The organism is Pseudomonas sp. ES3-33, assembly GCF_000952175.1.
GTDB classification, from domain to species: Bacteria; Pseudomonadota; Gammaproteobacteria; order Pseudomonadales; family Pseudomonadaceae; genus Aquipseudomonas; species Aquipseudomonas gregormendelii.
Genome location: NZ_JZRI01000050.1, coordinates 80,173 through 97,100 on the forward strand (window position 1 = coordinate 80,173; position 16,928 = coordinate 97,100).

The window sequence follows — 16,928 nt, forward strand, 5'->3', positions numbered from 1 at the left end:
ACAAGTGGATTCCCCACATCTGAATCGCGACGTTTTGCGCGCCTTGCAGGAAGTCATGGAAGATGAATATCCGATGTTGCTGGATATCTTCCTTGCCGACGCCGAAGAGCGGTTGGTTATCTTGCGCGGGACGCAGGATGCCGCGCAGCTGATGGAAACTGCCCACAGTTTTAAAGGCAGTTGCAGCAACATGGGGGCGGTTCGCCTGGCAGAGTTATGCAATGAGCTGGAGCAGCGCGCCAAAAACGGCAGAAACACCGAACCTGCCCAGCTGGAAAAACTCGTCCATGCGATCGGCTCCGAGTTTGCCTTGGTTCTTCCTCTCTATCAGGCCGAGCGCTCCCTCGCAGGCAGTCACATCACGCGGTCCGTCTAGCGTCAGTTCAGCAAACCTGGCTCGACCTTTGCAGTAATCCACCCACTTGTATCATCGACCACAGTGCGGCGGAGACTGTCCCATGCCCGTTACCCCGAATTTGCTGCTTCAGGCCGCCGCCAAGGCCAAGGCTCAACCCGCATCCGCCAATCCCTTGGCGTCGCCCGCCGAGCCGGCGGGCAAGGCCTCGAGCTTCGCTAACGTGTATGCCCGGCAGGAGCGAACCAGGCCTGCTGACGGGTTTGACACTGCTGCCCGGACGGTGCGCGATAAGTCGCCTGACTTCGCTGCAAAGAAGGACTTGGGCAACGACAAGTCTGCCGCCGCGAAACCTCAAGTTGCCGATAGCGGCAAATCCTTGCCCGCCGATAAACCGGCGCAGGTCGACGATAAGGTCGCCAGTGGCGAGACCGGCGACACAACGGTTGCGGCTGACCCTGCAACTGCAACTGCGCCCGTGGTTGAGTCGCAGCCCGCCGCCCCTGTGGCCGCCACCGAGCCTGCGCTCGACCCCGCTACAGCCGCAGCACTGGCGGCTGCAGCCGTCGCTGCCGACCCTGATTTCGATCCTGAAGCCGACCCCCTCGATGCGCTTCCAGCCGTGCGCATGGCCCTGGAGCAGAGCGGGCATGTGTCCGCTTCCAGTCAGGCGCAAGCCAAGGCTTCCCCGGCCCAGGCAGACGGCGAGCCGACTTCGGCGCAGAATTTCGCCTCCGGCCTGGCCAATATGCTGGACGTGCAAGCCGGCAAGGACAGTACCAGCCAGGGAGGAGAGAAGGCCTTCAGCGGCCTGATCGATGATGGCCTCAAGGACTTGAAAGCCTCGACCAGCGACACCCGCGTCGAAGATTTCGCCAGCCGCCTGGCTGCACTGACCCAGGCGGCCACCCCCAAGACCGCCAACGCGATCCCGGTAAACCAGCCGATCGCCATGCACCAGAGCGGCTGGACCGAAGAAGTGGTCAACCGCGTGATGTATCTCTCCAGCGCCAACCTCAAGGCGGCCGATATCCAGTTGCAGCCGGCCGAGCTTGGCCGCCTGGACATCCGGGTGAACATGGTGCCTGACCAGCAGACCCAGGTGACCTTCATGAGCGCCCATCCCGGCGTTCGCGAAGCGCTGGACGGGCAAATGCACCGGCTGCGCGAGATGTTCGTGCAGCAGGGCATGGGGCAGGTCGACGTCAATGTCTCCGACCAGTCCCGGGGCCAGGATCAGCAACAGGCCCAGCAGAGTCAGGCTGGGCGCGCAGAAGCCGGTGGCGGTCGTCTGGATGCCATGGATGAAGACCTCGCCCCGGCGGTTGCGCAAGTGGCCGCACCCACCAGCGTGATCGGCTCCAGTGCAGTCGACTATTACGTCTGAAATTGGGCGGTGCCCTTTCAAAAGATCGCAGCCTGCGGCAGCTCCTACAGTGGGATGGTGTACACCCTGCAGGGGCTGCCGCAGGCTGCGATCTTTTGCGCTTCCATCCCCACTCAATTTTTCCTACATGGCATAACACTTGCTCTTGCCTTCCCGTGCAACTGTGAAACCCCGAATAGTGACGGATTATTGGCATGGCGAAGAGCGACGCAGCAGTAAAAGACCCTGCAACCAAAGGCAAACTCAAGCTGATCATCCTGGTCGTGGTGGCGTTGCTGCTGGCGATCGGCGTGTCCGTGGGGGCGACCTGGTTCTTCATGCACAGCCCCGAAAGCAAGCCTGCCGTCGTTGCCGAAACCGCCGTGGCGGGCAAGCAGGCGGCGGTCTTCGAGCCTTTGCTGCCGGCGTTCGTTTCCAACTACAACCAGAACGGCCGCCAGCGCTACATGCAGGTGAGCATCACCATGATGGGTCGCAACCAGGCTGACATGGAAGCGCTCAAGGTGCACATGCCGGTCATCCGCAACAACCTGGTGATGCTGTTCTCCGGGCAGGACTTCGCCACCCTGGCCTCGCCGGTCGGTCAGGAAATGCTGCGTCAGAAGGCCACCGCCAGCGTCCAGGAAGTGGCGCAGAAAGAACTCGGCAAGGTCGCCATCGAGCAGTTGCTCTTCACTAATTTCGTACTGCAGTAGGAACACGACATGGCCGTGCAGGACCTGCTGTCCCAGGATGAGATCGATGCGCTGTTGCATGGCGTCGACGACGGTCTGGTACAGACCGACAACACCTCTGAACCCGGTGCTGTCAAAAGCTACGACCTGACCAGCCAGGATCGCATCGTCCGTGGACGCATGCCGACCCTGGAAATGATCAACGAGCGTTTCGCGCGGTACACCCGCATCAGCATGTTCAACTTGCTGCGCCGCTCGGCAGACGTGGCGGTCGGTGGCGTGCAGGTGATGAAGTTCGGCGAATACGTGCACTCGCTGTACGTGCCGACCAGTCTCAACCTGGTCAAGATCAAACCGTTGCGCGGCACTGCCTTGTTCATTCTCGACGCCAAGCTGGTGTTCAAGCTGGTGGACAACTTCTTCGGCGGCGACGGTCGCCACGCCAAGATTGAAGGTCGCGAATTCACTCCGACCGAGCTGCGCGTGGTGCGCATGGTGCTGGAGCAGGCCTTCATCGATTTGAAGGAGGCCTGGCAGGCAATCATGGAAGTCAACTTCGAGTACATCAACTCGGAAGTGAACCCGGCCATGGCCAACATCGTCGGCCCGAGCGAGGCGATTGTGGTGTCGACTTTCCATATCGAACTCGATGGCGGTGGCGGCGACCTGCACATCACCATGCCGTACTCGATGATCGAGCCGGTGCGCGAGATGCTCGATGCCGGCTTCCAGTCGGACCTCGACGATCAGGACGAGCGCTGGGTCAACGCCCTGCGCCAGGACGTGCTGGACGTCGACGTGCCGATTGGTGCCACTGTTGCCCGCCGTCAACTGCGCCTGCGGGACATCCTGCACATGCAGCCGGGGGACATCATTCCGGTGGACATGCCGGAAACAATGATCATGCGCGCCAATGGCGTGCCTGCGTTCAAGGTCAAGATGGGCTCGCACAAAGGCAACCTCGCGTTGCAGGTGATCGAGCCGATCGAGCGCCGGTGATCGGCGTCTTTATTCGTTTTTAACTGACGGCGTCCATCCGAGATGGGCGCTCGCCGAGGACACATGATGGCTAGCGATATGAATTCCCAGGACGACCAGGCACTGGCTGATGAATGGGCTGCGGCCCTGGAAGAATCCGGTGATGCTTCGCAGGACGAGATTGACGCGCTGCTGGCTGCTGATTCCGGCAGCTCGCCGTCCAATCGCCTGCAAATGGAAGAGTTCGGCGCCTCGCCGAAAAACCACGAGCAAGTGACCCTGGACGGTCCGAACCTGGACGTGATCCTCGATATTCCGGTGTCGATTTCCATGGAAGTGGGCAGCACCGATATCAATATTCGCAACCTGCTGCAGCTCAACCAGGGCTCGGTGATCGAACTCGATCGCCTGGCCGGTGAGCCGCTGGACGTGCTGGTCAATGGCACGCTCATCGCCCATGGCGAAGTGGTGGTGGTCAACGAGAAGTTCGGCATCCGCCTGACGGACGTGATCAGCCCAAGCGAACGCATCAAGAAGCTGCGCTGAGTGAACAGGGTCCTGGGTTTTTTGTTGGCATTGCCCTTGAGCGTCCTGGCGGCCGAACCGGTGGCCACGGCTGCCGCGACGCCGGCGGTGAGCAGTGGGGTGGCGGGGCAATTGACGCAGTTGGTGTTCGGCTTGCTGCTGGTGCTGGGGTTGATCTTCTTCCTCGCCTGGTTGCTGCGCCGGGTGCAGCAGGCAGGCCCTGCCGGCAAAGGCCAGGTGATCGAACTGATCGGTTCGCGCGCACTCGGTCCGCGTGATCGCTTGATGCTGGTGCAGGTTGGCAATGAGCAGATCCTGCTCGGCCTGAGCCCTGGCAGCATCACCGCCTTGCATGTGCTCAAGGAGCCGGTGCAGGTGCCGGCCAGTTCGGAAAAAGCCACCCCGGAGTTCGCCCTGCGCCTGATGGAGCTGATGGGCAAGGACCAGAAGGATAAGAAGTAATGGGTGCGCTACGCATCGTCTTGACGCTGGCCTTGCTGCTGGCTGCACCACTGGCATTGGCCGCCGATCCGTTGTCGATCCCGGCCATCACGCTCGGCACCAATGCCGACGGCGCCCAGGAGTACTCGGTCAGCCTGCAGATCCTGCTGATCATGACGGCGCTGAGTTTCATCCCGGCGTTTGTCATGCTGATGACCAGCTTCACCCGGATCATCATCGTCTTCTCGATCCTGCGCCAGGCCCTGGGCCTGCAGCAGACGCCGTCGAACCAGATCCTCACGGGCATGGCGCTGTTCCTGACCCTGTTCATCATGGCGCCGGTGTTCGACCGGGTTAACCAGGATGCCCTGCAGCCGTACCTGGCCGAGAAACTGACCGCCCAGGATGCCGTGGCCAAGGCCCAGGTGCCGATCAAGGACTTCATGCTGGCGCAGACCCGCAGCAGCGACCTTGAGCTGTTCATGCGCCTGTCCAAGCGCACCGACATCGCCACCCCGGATCAGGCCCCGCTGACTATTCTGGTGCCGGCATTCGTCACCTCCGAGCTCAAGACCGCGTTCCAGATCGGCTTTATGATCTTCATTCCGTTCCTGATCATCGACCTGGTCGTGGCCAGTGTGCTGATGGCCATGGGTATGATGATGCTGTCGCCGCTGATTATTTCCCTGCCGTTCAAGATCATGCTGTTCGTGCTGGTAGATGGCTGGGCACTGATCATCGGCACGCTCGCCAGCAGCTTCGGCGGTGTGTCGCCATGACGCCGGAAGTAGCGGTAGACATCTTCCGCGAGGCGCTGTGGCTGACCACCATGATGGTGGCCGTGCTGGTGATCCCGAGCTTGCTGGTGGGGTTGCTGGTGGCGATGTTCCAGGCAGCGACCCAGATCAACGAACAAACGTTGAGCTTCCTGCCGCGACTGCTGGTGATGCTGGTCACGCTGATCGTTGCCGGGCCGTGGCTGGTGCAGACCTTCATGGAATACATCCTGCAGCTGTACGGCAGTATTCCCCAGGTCATTGGCTAAGCCATGCAGTCGCTGCTGCAACTGACCGATACCCAGATCAGCACCTGGGTGGCGACCTTCATGTTGCCGTTGTTTCGCGTCGGCGCGCTGCTGATGGTTATGCCCATTGTCGGCACGACCCTGGTGCCCACTCGCGTGCGCCTGTACTTCACGCTGGCCATTACCGTGGTGATCGTCCCGGGCCTGCCGCCGATGCCGCCGGTGAATGCGCTGGACCTCAGTGGCCTGCTGCTGATCGCCGAGCAGATTCTCATCGGGGCGATCCTGGGCTTTGCCTTGCAGCTGTTTTTCCAGGCATTCGTGGTCGCCGGGCAGATCGTCTCGATTCAGATGGGCATGGGCTTCGCCTCGATGGTCGACCCCACCAACGGCGTCTCGGTGGCGGTGATCGGGCAGTTCTTCACCATGCTGGTCACGCTGCTGTTCCTGTCCATGAACGGCCATCTGGTGGTGTTCGAAATCCTCACCGAAAGCTTCACCACCTTGCCCGTCGGCAGTGGCCTGATGGTCACCCATTTCTGGGAGCTGGCGGGCAAGCTGGGCTGGGTCCTGGGGGCCGCATTGCTGCTGGTATTGCCGGCGATCACGGCGCTGCTGGTGGTCAACATCGCGTTTGGCGTGATGACCCGGGCCGCGCCGCAGCTCAACATCTTCTCCATCGGCTTCCCGCTGACCCTGGTGCTCGGGCTGTTCATCGTCTGGGTCGGGCTCGCCGACATCATCAATCAGTATCAACCACTGGCCTCCGAGGCCCTGCAGTGGTTGCGCGAACTGGCACGGGCGCGCTGAGCCATGGCAGAGAGCGAGAGCGGTCAGGACAAGACAGAAGACCCCACGGAGAAAAAGAAAAAGGACGCCCGGGAGAAGGGCGAGATCGCCCGTTCCAAAGAGCTCAACACCCTGGCCATCATGCTCGCCGGTTCGGCCGCGCTGCTGATCTTCGGCGGGGCGCTCGCCCAGGAAATGATGGACCTGATGCGCATGAATTTCTCGCTGTCGCGCGAAGTCATCCTCGACCAGCGGTCCATGGGGGCCTTCCTCCTGCATTCAGGGCTGATTGCCTTGCTGGCCATCCAGCCGGTCATGATCACGCTGTTGCTCGCGGCCCTGATCGGCCCGATTTCCCTGGGCGGCTGGCTGTTCTCCGCCGGCACCATGGCGCCCAAGTTCAGCCGCATGAACCCCGGCGCCGGGCTCAAGCGCATGTTCTCGTCGAAGGCCGTGGTAGAGCTGCTCAAGGCCCTGGCCAAGTTCTTCATCATCCTGTTCGTGGCCCTGGCCGTGTTGTCCTCGGACATCGACGACCTCTTGCGCATCGCCCACGAACCGCTGGACATGGCGATCATCCACAGCCTGCAGGTGGTCGGCTGGAGCTCGTTGTGGATGGCTTGCGGCCTGATCATCATCGCCGCCGTGGACGTGCCGGTGCAGCTGTGGGAAAGCGCCAAGAAACTGAAGATGACCAAGCAGGAGGTGCGCGACGAGCACAAGGACCAGGAAGGGCGACCGGAGGTCAAGCAGCGCATTCGGCAACTGCAGCGCGACATGTCCCAGCGTCGGATGATGGCGGCCATTCCTGATGCCGACGTGGTCATCACCAACCCGACTCACTACGCCGTGGCGCTCAAGTACGACCCGGACAAGGGCGGGGCGCCGATGCTGGTGGCCAAGGGCAGCGATTTCCTGGCATTGAAGATGCGTGAAATTGCCGTGGCGAATAATGTGCTGCTGCTGGAATCGCCGGCGTTGGCGCGGTCGATCTACTACTCCACGGAGTTGGACCAGGAAATACCCGGTGGCTTGTACCTGGCCGTTGCCCAGGTACTGGCGTATGTCTATCAGATTCGCCAATACAAGGCAGGCAGGGGCAAGCGCCCGGACCCGCTCAAGGATGACTTGCCGATTCCGCCGGACCTGCGGCGCGATTCTTGAGTTGTGTGCGGGTAATGCCGGCCCCGACAGGAGCAGGAACAACCGCCAAATCACCCGTCGACACACAACCTGTGGGAGCGGGCTTGCCCGTGATGAGGCCCGCCCAGGCAACACCACAATCCCTGAATAAACCCCTCTGTTTCAACACTCCGCAAAAGTTGGAGGGTTTCTTGCAATAGCGGCTTTGCGCCTGCTTCTGGCGTCAAAAGTTTGCTTTACAGGAACGAGGAAAATCGGTGGATCGCTCTCAGTTATTCAACAGTGCTCGCACAAACGTTGCCGACTTAAGTCGGGGCAATCTGGGCGTGCCGTTGTTGCTGCTGGTCATGCTGGCGATGATGATGTTGCCGATGCCGCCGTTCCTGCTGGACGTGTTCTTCACGTTCAACATTGCGTTGTCCATCGTGGTCCTGCTGGTGTGCGTCTACGCGTTGCGGCCGCTGGATTTTGCGGTATTCCCCACCATCCTGCTGGTGGCGACGCTGCTACGGCTGGCGTTGAACGTGGCCTCCACACGCGTGGTGATGCTGCACGGCCAGGACGGTCACGCCGCTGCGGGCAAGGTGATCCAGGCCTTCGGTGAGGTGGTGATCGGCGGCAACTACGTGGTCGGTATCGTGGTGTTCGCGATCCTGATGATCATCAACTTCGTCGTGGTGACCAAGGGTGCCGGACGGATTTCCGAGGTGAGCGCACGTTTCACCCTCGATGCGATGCCCGGCAAGCAGATGGCGATCGACGCCGACCTCAATGCCGGTTTGATCGACCAGAACCAGGCCAAGGCGCGCCGTTCGGAAGTGGCCCAGGAAGCCGAGTTCTACGGTTCTATGGACGGTGCCAGCAAGTTTGTGCGCGGTGACGCCATTGCCGGCCTGTTGATTCTGTTTATCAACCTGATCGGCGGCATTGCGGTGGGTATCTTCCAGCACGGCATGACGTTTGCCGACGCCGGTAAGGTGTACGCGCTGCTGACCATCGGTGACGGTTTGGTGGCGCAATTGCCATCACTGCTGTTGTCCACCGCAGCGGCAATCATGGTGACCCGTGCTTCCGGTTCGGAAGACATGGGCAAACAGATCAGTCGCCAGATGTTCGCCTCGCCCAAGGCTCTGGCCGTGGCCGCCGGCTTGATGGCGGTGATGGGTCTGGTGCCCGGCATGCCGCACTTTTCCTTCCTGAGCATGGCGGCGCTGGCGGCAGGTGGTGCGTACCTGTTCTGGAAGAAGCAGAACGGCGTCAAGGTGCAAGCCCTGGAAGACGTCAAGCGCCAGCAGGAACTGCTGCCATCGCCGGCCCGCGCCCAGGAAACCAAGGAACTTGGCTGGGACGACGTGACGCCGATCGACATGATTGGCCTGGAAGTGGGCTATCGCCTGATTCCGCTGGTCGACCGCAATCAGGGTGGGCAGTTGCTCGCGCGGATCAAGGGCGTGCGCAAGAAGCTGTCCCAGGACCTGGGTTTCCTGATGCCCACTGTGCACATTCGTGACAACCTCGACCTGGCGCCGAGTGCCTATCGCCTGACCCTGATGGGCGTGATCCTGGCCGAGGCGGAGATTTACCCGGACCGCGAACTGGCGATCAACCCGGGGCAGGTCTACGGCACGCTCAACGGCATCACCGCCAAAGATCCGGCTTTTGGTCTGGAGGCGGTCTGGATTGAAGTCAGCCAACGTGCCCAGGCGCAGTCGCTGGGATACACTGTGGTCGATGCCAGTACAGTAGTGGCCACTCACTTGAACCAGATTCTGTACAAGCACTCCAGCGAGCTGATCGGGCACGAAGAAGTGCAGCAACTCATGCAATTGCTGGCCAAAAGCTCGCCCAAGCTGGCAGAAGAGCTGGTGCCGGGCGTGGTGTCGCTGTCGCAATTGCTCAAGGTGCTGCAGGCTTTGCTCGCCGAACAGGTGCCGGTTCGGGACATTCGCAGCATCGCCGAGGCCATCGCGAACAACGCGGCCAAGAGTCAAGATACCGCCGCGCTGGTAGCTGCCGTGCGGGTCGGCGTATCCCGCGCAATCGTCCAAAGCATTGTAGGTACTGACTCCGAGCTGCCAGTTATCACGCTGGAGCCAAGGTTGGAACAGATATTGCTCAATAGTCTGCAGAAGGCAGGACAGGGCTCGGAAGAGGGCGTCCTGCTGGAGCCAAGCATGGCTGAGAAGCTGCAGCGTTCGTTGATCGATGCCGCGCAGCGTCAGGAAATGCAAGGTCAACCGGTGATTCTGCTGGTGGCCGGTCCGGTTCGCGCGATGCTCTCGCGGTTCGGTCGGCTGGCAGTCCCGGGTTTGCACGTGTTGGCGTATCAGGAAATCCCTGACAACAAGCAAGTGACCATCGTTGCGACAGTAGGGCCCAACGGCTGAGGTAGTGGTTTATGCAAGTTAAGCGTTTTTTCGCCGCCGATATGCGTCAGGCCATGAAACTGGTTCGTGACGAGCTGGGCGCCGATGCCGCGATCATCGGCAACCGCCGAATCGCCGGCGGCGTGGAGCTGACGGCTGCCCTCGATTACAAGCTGTCGGCGCTGGCACCGCGGGTTCCGAACATGGAACTCGAGGACGAATTGCGCAAGACCCAGTCGCGGATCGTCACCGCCCAGGCCGAACTGAGCCTGCGCAGCGAAGGCGAGAGCGACAAGGCCACCAATCGCCAGCTGTTCGCCGGCTTGCCCCTGACTGCCGCCGAACCGCTGGTCGAACCCACCTACACCGAGCCTGCACGCCCGGCGCCGGCGCCCGCTGCCACTGGCGGTGTCGATCCGCGTGCATTTGACTCGATGCGCTTTGAACTCAATAGCCTGCGCGAACTGATGGAAGTGCAGTTGGGCTCCCTGGCGTGGAATCAGCTGCAAGGCAGCCGCCCGGCCCAGGCCAACCTGTGGCGCCGGCTGCAACGCATTGGCCTGTCCGGTCCGCTGTCGCGGGATCTGCTGGCAATGATCGGCGACATTGACGAGCCTCGCCAGGCCTGGCGCATGCTGCTGGCGCACTTGGCGCGGATGATCGCCACACCGGAAATCGAACCCCTGGAAGAGGGTGGCGTGATTGCCATGGTCGGCCCTGCCGGCATGGGCAAGACCACCACCCTGGCCAAACTCGCTGCCCGCTACGTGCTCAAGTACGGCGCGCAGAACATTGCGCTGGTGAGCATGGACAGCTACCGGATCGGCGCCCAGGAACAGCTCAAGACCCTGGGCCGCATCCTCAATGTGCCGGTGACTCATGTCGACCCGGGGCAGTCGCTGGTGCAGGCGCTGGAGCCTTTGTTGCGCAAGCGTGTGGTGTTGATCGATACCGCCGGCCTGCAGGCCAGCGATCCGGCACTGCGCATGCAGCTCGAAAGCCTGGCCGGACGTGGCATCAAGTCAAAAAATTACCTGGTCCTCGCAACCACCAGCCAGAAACAGGTTCTAACCGCCGCTTATCACAGTTACAAGCGCTGCGGGCTCGCCGGCTGCATCCTGACTAAACTGGATGAAACGGCCAGTCTGGGCGATGTGTTGAGCCTGGCCATCAGTCATGAACTGCCGGTGGCCTACCTGACCGATGGGCCACGGATCCCGGATGACTTGCATCTGCCGCGGCGTCATCAATTGGTCAGTCGCGCAGTCAGCGTGCAAATGCAGGAAGAACCCAGCGAAGAAGCCATGGCTGACATGTTCGCTGATATTTACCACAGTCCCACCAAGCAGGTTGGCTGAGGTATTAATGAATCGTTTTTGTACCTACATCGATGGTCTGCCATGCATTGTTCAGATGATGAACGCGCAGCCAGTAATGTGGCCTCCGTCTATGCAAGACAAGGTAAAGAAATAACATGGGCAGCATGCATCCCGTACAGGTGATCGCGGTGACCGGCGGCAAAGGTGGCGTCGGCAAAACTAACGTGTCAGTGAACTTGTCGCTGGCTTTGGCTGAGCTCGGACGGCGCGTCATGCTTCTGGACGCCGACCTTGGGCTGGCGAACGTCGACGTCCTTTTGGGGCTGACACCCAAACGTACCCTGGCCGACGTGATCGAAGGCCGCTGTGAGCTGCGCGACGTTCTGTTGCAAGGCCCGGGCGGCATTCGTATCGTGCCGGCCGCGTCCGGCACCCAGAGCATGGTGCACCTGACACCGGCTCAACACGCCGGCCTGATCCAGGCCTTCAGCGACATCGGCGATAACCTCGATGTGCTGGTGATCGACACGGCTGCGGGCATTGGTGATTCGGTGGTCAGCTTTGTGCGCGCCGCCCAGGAAGTCCTGCTGGTGGTGTGCGACGAGCCGACCTCGATCACTGACGCCTATGCGTTGATCAAGTTGCTCAACCGCGACTACGGCATGAACCGCTTCCGCGTCCTGGCCAATATGGCCCAGAGCCCGCAGGAAGGGCGCAACCTGTTCGCCAAGTTGACCAAGGTCACGGACCGCTTCCTCGACGTCGCCCTGCAATATGTCGGCGCGGTGCCATACGACGAAAGCGTGCGCAAGGCCGTGCAAAAACAGCGTGCGGTTTACGAAGCGTTTCCGCGTTCCAAATGTTCGCTGGCGTTCAAGGCGATCGCGCAGAAGGTCGATACCTGGCCGCTGCCGGCGAACCCGCGCGGGCACCTGGAATTTTTCGTTGAGCGCCTCGTACAACAAACGGCAGGGCCGGTGCTATGACCGCCAGTGGCTATAACCTCTACAAGATATCGGCCCGCGATGCGCAGTGCGAGCTGATCGAGCGTTACGCGCCACTGGTAAAACGGATTGCCTACCACCTGTTGGCGCGTTTGCCGGCCAGTGTCCAGGTCGAAGACCTGATCCAGGCCGGGATGATCGGCCTGCTTGAAGTATCCACCAAATACGACGCCAGCAAAGGCGCGAGTTTCGAGACGTACGCGGGCATTCGAATCCGCGGCGCGATGCTCGATGAAGTGCGCAAGGGGGACTGGGCGCCACGTTCGGTCCACCGCAATACCCGAATGGTCAGCGACGCAATTCGCTCGATTGAAGCTAAAACAGGTCGCGACGCTAAAGATCACGAAGTTGCGGCCGAACTCCAATTGAGTCTTGACGATTATTACGGGATTTTGAACGACACCCTGGGCAGCCGCCTCTTCAGTTTCGACGACCTGTTGCAGGACGGCGAACACGAAGGGCTGCACGAGGATGGCGCAAGTGCTCATACGGAGCCGTCGCGTGACCTGGAAGATGAACGCTTCCAGGCCGCGCTGGCGGACGCGATTGCCAATTTGCCGGAGCGTGAGCGACTGGTGTTGGCGCTGTACTACGACGAAGAGCTGAACCTCAAGGAAATCGGTGAGGTCCTGGGTGTCAGCGAATCTCGGGTCAGCCAGTTACACAGCCAGTGCGCGGCCCGTTTGCGGGGGCGTTTGGGGGAGTGGCGAGCGCGCTGAAGGCAGTGTGGGGACACTGCGAACGGGCTGGCGGGTGTTAAACGCGCCGGTCGCGATCTGTTGTGCTCCAGACAGTCATCGAGTGTTTTGCCGGATTGAATGAAATGGCGTGTCCAGGTGCTGGGCGCGTTTAAGACTGCTTGGAGGTCGAATTGGACAAGAACATGAAAATCCTCATCGTTGATGACTTCTCAACGATGCGGCGGATCATAAAAAACCTGTTGCGTGACCTTGGGTTCACCAACACGGTCGAGGCGGATGACGGCACTACGGCCATTCCGGTCCTCAACAGCGGTAGCATCGACTTTCTGGTAACGGACTGGAACATGCCCGGCATGACCGGCATCGATCTGCTGCGCCACGTGCGTGCCGACGAAAAGCTCAAGCACCTGCCAGTGCTGATGGTGACCGCCGAAGCCAAGCGCGAGCAAATCATTGAAGCAGCCCAGGCCGGTGTTAACGGCTATGTGGTCAAGCCCTTCACGGCCCAGGCGTTGAAAGAAAAAATCGAAAAGATTTTCGAACGCATAGGCTGAGTCACTGCGCCACGGGGGAGCTATGGAGCAAAAAGAAATTTCACAGGGCGATTTCGAATCGACCCTGAAAAAACACGCCGTCGAATTGGTCGAGAGCCTTGAAAAAGGCAAGTTCGGCGACGCCGTGCAACTGATCCATGAGCTCAACCAGACCCGTGACCGCGGCCTGTACCAGGAGGTGGGCAAGCTCACCCGCGAGTTGCATAGCGCGATCGTCAATTTCCAGATTGATCCGAATATGCCGCAAGCCGAGGAGGTCTCTCAGATCACCGACGCCACCGAGCGCCTGGGGTACGTGGTCAAGCTCACCGAAGCCGCCGCCAACCGCACCATGGACCTGGTGGAAAACGCCACGCCGCTGGTTAACAGCCTGAGCCAGGAAGCCGAGGCCTTGAGCACGGACTGGGGACGGTTTATGCGCCGCGAAGTCGGGGCCGAAGAGTTCCGCGAGCTGGCCCGGCGGGTCGACGGTTTCCTGACACGCAGCAGCGAAGACAATCGCGTGGTGGCGGGCAACCTCAACGACATTCTGCTCGCTCAGGATTACCAGGACCTCACCGGCCAGGTGATCAAGCGCGTGACTCAATTGGTCACCGAAGTTGAAAGCAATCTGCTCAAGCTCGTGCTGATGGCCAGTCAGGTGGACCGCTTTGCGGGCATCGAACATGACCGTCAAGCGATGCACGCGGAAAAAGATCCACAAAAACATCTCTCTCAGGGTGAAGGTCCGCAGATTCATGCCGATAAAAGAGAAGACGTTATGTCCGGTCAGGACGATGTGGACGATTTGCTATCCAGCCTTGGATTTTAGACCTGTAGGAGCACCCCATTAATGAGCTTCGGCGCCGATGAAGAGATCCTTCAGGATTTCCTGGTTGAGGCCGGCGAGATTCTAGAGCAACTGTCCGAACAACTGGTCGAGCTGGAAAGCCGACCGGATGATGCGGATTTGCTCAATGCAATTTTTCGCGGTTTTCACACTGTAAAAGGGGGCGCCGGCTTCCTCCAGCTCAACGAGCTGGTGGAGTGCTGTCACATCGCCGAGAACGTGTTCGACATCCTGCGCAAGGGTGAGCGTCGCGTCGACTCGGAACTGATGGACGTGGTTCTCGAAGCACTGGACGCGGTGAACGGCATGTTCACCGAAGTCCGCGAGCGCAGCCCGATCACGGCGGCCACGCCTGAGTTGCTGGCAGCCCTGGCCCGTCTGGCCGAGCCGCAATCGGCCGACGAAGCCGCACCGGTTGCCGAAGTGGCGCCGGTGGCAGAAAGCACATCGGGTGACATCACCGACAACGAATTCGAGCAACTGCTGGACTCGTTGAACGCCGTCAAGGCCCAGGCCGAGGCGGCGCCTGCCGCACCAGCACCCGTCAGCACCACGGCTGCAGCCAGCGACGAAATCACCGACGACGAGTTCGAGTCGTTGCTCGATCAGTTGCACGGTAAAGGCCAGTTCGCCATCGACGCCGTGGTTGCCCCGGCGGCACCTGCCGCACCGGCTGCACCAAAGGCCGCAGGCGACAGCTCGGACATCACCGACGAAGAATTCGAAGCACTGCTCGATCAGCTCCATGGCAAGGGTAACTTCGCCGTCGAAGCGCTGGAGTCGGCGATTGCGTCGGCGCCCGTCGCGGCAGCACCAGTCGCCGCCGCAGTGGGCAGCGACCTGATCTCCGATCACGAATTCGAAGCGCTGCTCGACGAATTGCACGGTAAAGGCAAGTTCTCCGAAGTCGGCACGGCTACGGTCGCTGCCAGTGCTGCTGTTGCCGCGCCGGTAGCCAAGGCCGCAGCGCCCAAGCCGGTGGCGAAAGCCCCTGAGCCAAAAGCCGAAGCCGCCAAGCCTGCCCCGGCTCGCGCACCGGCCACGCCGCCGGCGGAAAAGCCGGCCAGCGAAGCCGAGACTACCGTGCGGGTCGATACCGCACGCCTCGACGAAATCATGAACATGGTCGGCGAACTGGTGCTGGTGCGTAACCGCCTGGTGCGCCTGGGTGCCAACAGCGCCGACGAGGCAATGTCCAAGGCCGTGTCCAACCTCGACGTGGTCACGGCGGACCTGCAAACCGCGGTGATGAAGACCCGCATGCAGCCAATCAAGAAGGTCTTCGGGCGTTTCCCGCGCCTGGTTCGCGACCTGGCTCGCCAGCTCAAGAAAGAGATCAACCTGGAACTGGTCGGCGAAGAAACCGACCTCGACAAGAACCTCGTCGAGGCCCTCGCCGACCCGCTGGTCCACTTGGTACGCAACGCCGTCGACCACGGTATCGAGTCGCCGGAAGAGCGCGAAGCCGCGGGCAAGTCCCGTGGTGGCAAGGTCATTCTTGCGGCCGAGCAGGAAGGCGACCACATCCTGTTGTCGATTTCCGATGACGGCAAAGGCATGGACCCCAACATCCTGCGCGCCATTGCGGTCAAACGCGGGGTCATGGACAAGGACGCCGCCGATCGCCTGAGCGACACCGAGTGCTACAACCTGATTTTTGCCCCGGGCTTCTCGACCAAGACCGAGATCTCCGACGTGTCAGGGCGTGGCGTGGGCATGGACGTGGTGAAAACCAAGATCTCCCAGCTCAACGGCTCGATCAACATTTACTCGGCCAAGGGCCAGGGCTCGAAGATCGTCATCAAGGTGCCGTTGACCCTGGCGATCATGCCGACGCTGATGGTCATGCTCGGCAACCAGGCGTTCGCGTTCCCGCTGGTGAACGTCAACGAGATCTTCCACCTCGACCTGTCGCGCACCAACGTGGTCGATGGCCAGGAAGTGGTGATCGTGCGCGACAAGGCGTTGCCACTGTTCTACCTCAAGCGCTGGCTGGTCGCTTCCGCCGCTCATGAAGAGCAGCGTGAAGGCCATGTGGTGATCCTTTCGGTGGGCACCCAGCGGATCGGCTTTGTCGTCGATCAACTGGTAGGCCAGGAAGAAGTGGTCATCAAGCCATTGGGCAAGATGCTCCAGGGAACCCCGGGCATGTCGGGCGCCACCATCACCGGTGATGGCCGTATTGCGCTGATTCTCGATGTTCCGAGCATGCTCAAGCGTTACGCCACCCGGCGTATTTGATTCTGGTGGAGCAGGGCGATCGCGCCTTCGCTCCATCTAACGGAGTGTTTATGGCAGTCAAGGTCCTGGTGGTGGACGATTCGGGTTTTTTCCGTCGCCGCGTCTCGGAAATTCTTTCGGCGGATCCGAACATCCAGGTCGTCGGTACCGCGACCAACGGCAAAGAGGCGATCGACCAGGCGTTGGCCCTCAAGCCGGATGTGATCACCATGGACTACGAGATGCCCATGATGGACGGCATCACGGCGGTGCGGCACATCATGCAACGCTGCCCGACCCCGGTATTGATGTTCTCCTCGCTGACGCACGAAGGCGCCCGGGTCACCCTGGATGCGCTGGACGCTGGTGCGGTGGATTTCCTGCCGAAGAATTTCGAAGACATCTCGCGCAACCCGGACAAGGTCAAGCAACTGCTGTGCGAGAAGATCCATACCCTCTCGCGCAGTAATCGGCGCGCCGGTGCCTACAGTGCGCCGGCCCCCGTTGCCGCGCCCATAGCCGCACCTGCGCCCGCGCCGTCGAGCGTTGGCAGTTACAGCAGCAGTGCGCCTGCGCGTCCGGCACCGGCACCGATTGCCTCTGTCTCTTATACACATCT

General features: G+C 61.2%; 18 protein-coding genes. All 18 read left to right on the forward strand.

What is annotated here, in order from left to right; all coding sequences use genetic code 11:
• Positions 1–4 precede the first annotated feature (4 nt).
• Positions 5–376: an Hpt domain-containing protein gene (locus UB23_RS08480; protein ID WP_045058895.1), complete on the forward strand. Its 372-nt coding sequence runs from the start codon at positions 5–7 to the stop codon at positions 374–376.
• Between the two features lie 82 nt (positions 377–458).
• Positions 459–1,742 (forward strand): flagellar hook-length control protein FliK, encoded by a 1,284-nt coding sequence (locus UB23_RS08485; protein WP_045058896.1) that lies wholly within the window; start codon positions 459–461, stop codon positions 1,740–1,742.
• Between the two features lie 194 nt (positions 1,743–1,936).
• Entirely contained in the window at positions 1,937–2,437 is a 501-nt protein-coding gene (gene fliL, locus UB23_RS08490) for a flagellar basal body-associated protein FliL (RefSeq protein ID WP_045058897.1), read from the forward strand.
• A 9-nt stretch (positions 2,438–2,446) separates the two neighbouring features.
• Positions 2,447–3,415, forward strand: a complete 969-nt coding sequence (gene fliM, locus UB23_RS08495) for a flagellar motor switch protein FliM (RefSeq protein ID WP_045058898.1) — start codon at positions 2,447–2,449, stop codon at positions 3,413–3,415.
• A 66-nt stretch (positions 3,416–3,481) separates the two neighbouring features.
• Complete coding sequence (fliN, locus tag UB23_RS08500) at positions 3,482–3,940, forward strand: flagellar motor switch protein FliN (protein WP_045058899.1); 459 nt, start codon at positions 3,482–3,484, stop codon at positions 3,938–3,940.
• Entirely contained in the window at positions 3,941–4,381 is a 441-nt protein-coding gene (gene fliO / locus UB23_RS08505; protein WP_045058900.1) for a flagellar biosynthetic protein FliO, read from the forward strand. It begins immediately after the preceding gene.
• Positions 4,381–5,139, forward strand: a complete 759-nt coding sequence (gene fliP / locus UB23_RS08510; RefSeq protein WP_045058901.1) for a flagellar type III secretion system pore protein FliP — start codon at positions 4,381–4,383, stop codon at positions 5,137–5,139. Before fliO ends, fliP begins: the two co-directional genes overlap by 1 nt.
• Positions 5,136–5,405, forward strand: coding sequence for a flagellar biosynthesis protein FliQ (fliQ, locus tag UB23_RS08515; RefSeq protein ID WP_007948918.1), 270 nt, complete (start codon positions 5,136–5,138; stop codon positions 5,403–5,405). The genes fliP and fliQ overlap by 4 nt, the downstream gene beginning before the upstream one ends.
• A 3-nt stretch (positions 5,406–5,408) precedes the next feature.
• A complete protein-coding gene (gene fliR / locus UB23_RS08520; protein ID WP_045058902.1) occupies positions 5,409–6,194 on the forward strand; it encodes a flagellar biosynthetic protein FliR in 786 nt (261 codons plus the stop codon).
• Between the two features lie 3 nt (positions 6,195–6,197).
• Positions 6,198–7,337: a flagellar biosynthesis protein FlhB gene (gene flhB / locus UB23_RS08525; protein WP_045058903.1), complete on the forward strand. Its 1,140-nt coding sequence runs from the start codon at positions 6,198–6,200 to the stop codon at positions 7,335–7,337.
• A 236-nt stretch (positions 7,338–7,573) separates the two neighbouring features.
• A complete protein-coding gene (gene flhA, locus UB23_RS08530; RefSeq protein ID WP_045058904.1) occupies positions 7,574–9,703 on the forward strand; it encodes a flagellar biosynthesis protein FlhA in 2,130 nt (709 codons plus the stop codon).
• Positions 9,704–9,714: 11 nt separating this feature from the next.
• Positions 9,715–11,040, forward strand: a complete 1,326-nt coding sequence (flhF, locus tag UB23_RS08535) for a flagellar biosynthesis protein FlhF (protein ID WP_045058905.1) — start codon at positions 9,715–9,717, stop codon at positions 11,038–11,040.
• Between the two features lie 116 nt (positions 11,041–11,156).
• Positions 11,157–11,987, forward strand: a complete 831-nt coding sequence (gene fleN, locus UB23_RS08540) for a flagellar synthesis regulator FleN (protein ID WP_045058906.1) — start codon at positions 11,157–11,159, stop codon at positions 11,985–11,987.
• The gene (gene fliA, locus UB23_RS08545; RefSeq protein ID WP_045058907.1) at positions 11,984–12,724 is read left to right on the forward strand and encodes an RNA polymerase sigma factor FliA; all 741 of its coding nucleotides are present in this window, start codon (positions 11,984–11,986) and stop codon (positions 12,722–12,724) included. Before fleN ends, fliA begins: the two co-directional genes overlap by 4 nt.
• Positions 12,725–12,888: 164 nt before the next feature.
• Complete coding sequence (locus UB23_RS08550) at positions 12,889–13,260, forward strand: chemotaxis response regulator CheY (protein ID WP_003183998.1); 372 nt, start codon at positions 12,889–12,891, stop codon at positions 13,258–13,260.
• 22 nt (positions 13,261–13,282) lie between these two features.
• Positions 13,283–14,071: a protein phosphatase CheZ gene (locus UB23_RS08555; protein WP_045058908.1), complete on the forward strand. Its 789-nt coding sequence runs from the start codon at positions 13,283–13,285 to the stop codon at positions 14,069–14,071.
• Between the two features lie 21 nt (positions 14,072–14,092).
• Positions 14,093–16,330 (forward strand): chemotaxis protein CheA, encoded by a 2,238-nt coding sequence (locus tag UB23_RS08560; protein ID WP_045058909.1) that lies wholly within the window; start codon positions 14,093–14,095, stop codon positions 16,328–16,330.
• Between the two features lie 50 nt (positions 16,331–16,380).
• Positions 16,381–16,928 (forward strand): response regulator (locus tag UB23_RS08565; protein WP_045058910.1); only part of this gene is annotated, 548 nt, incomplete at its 3' end.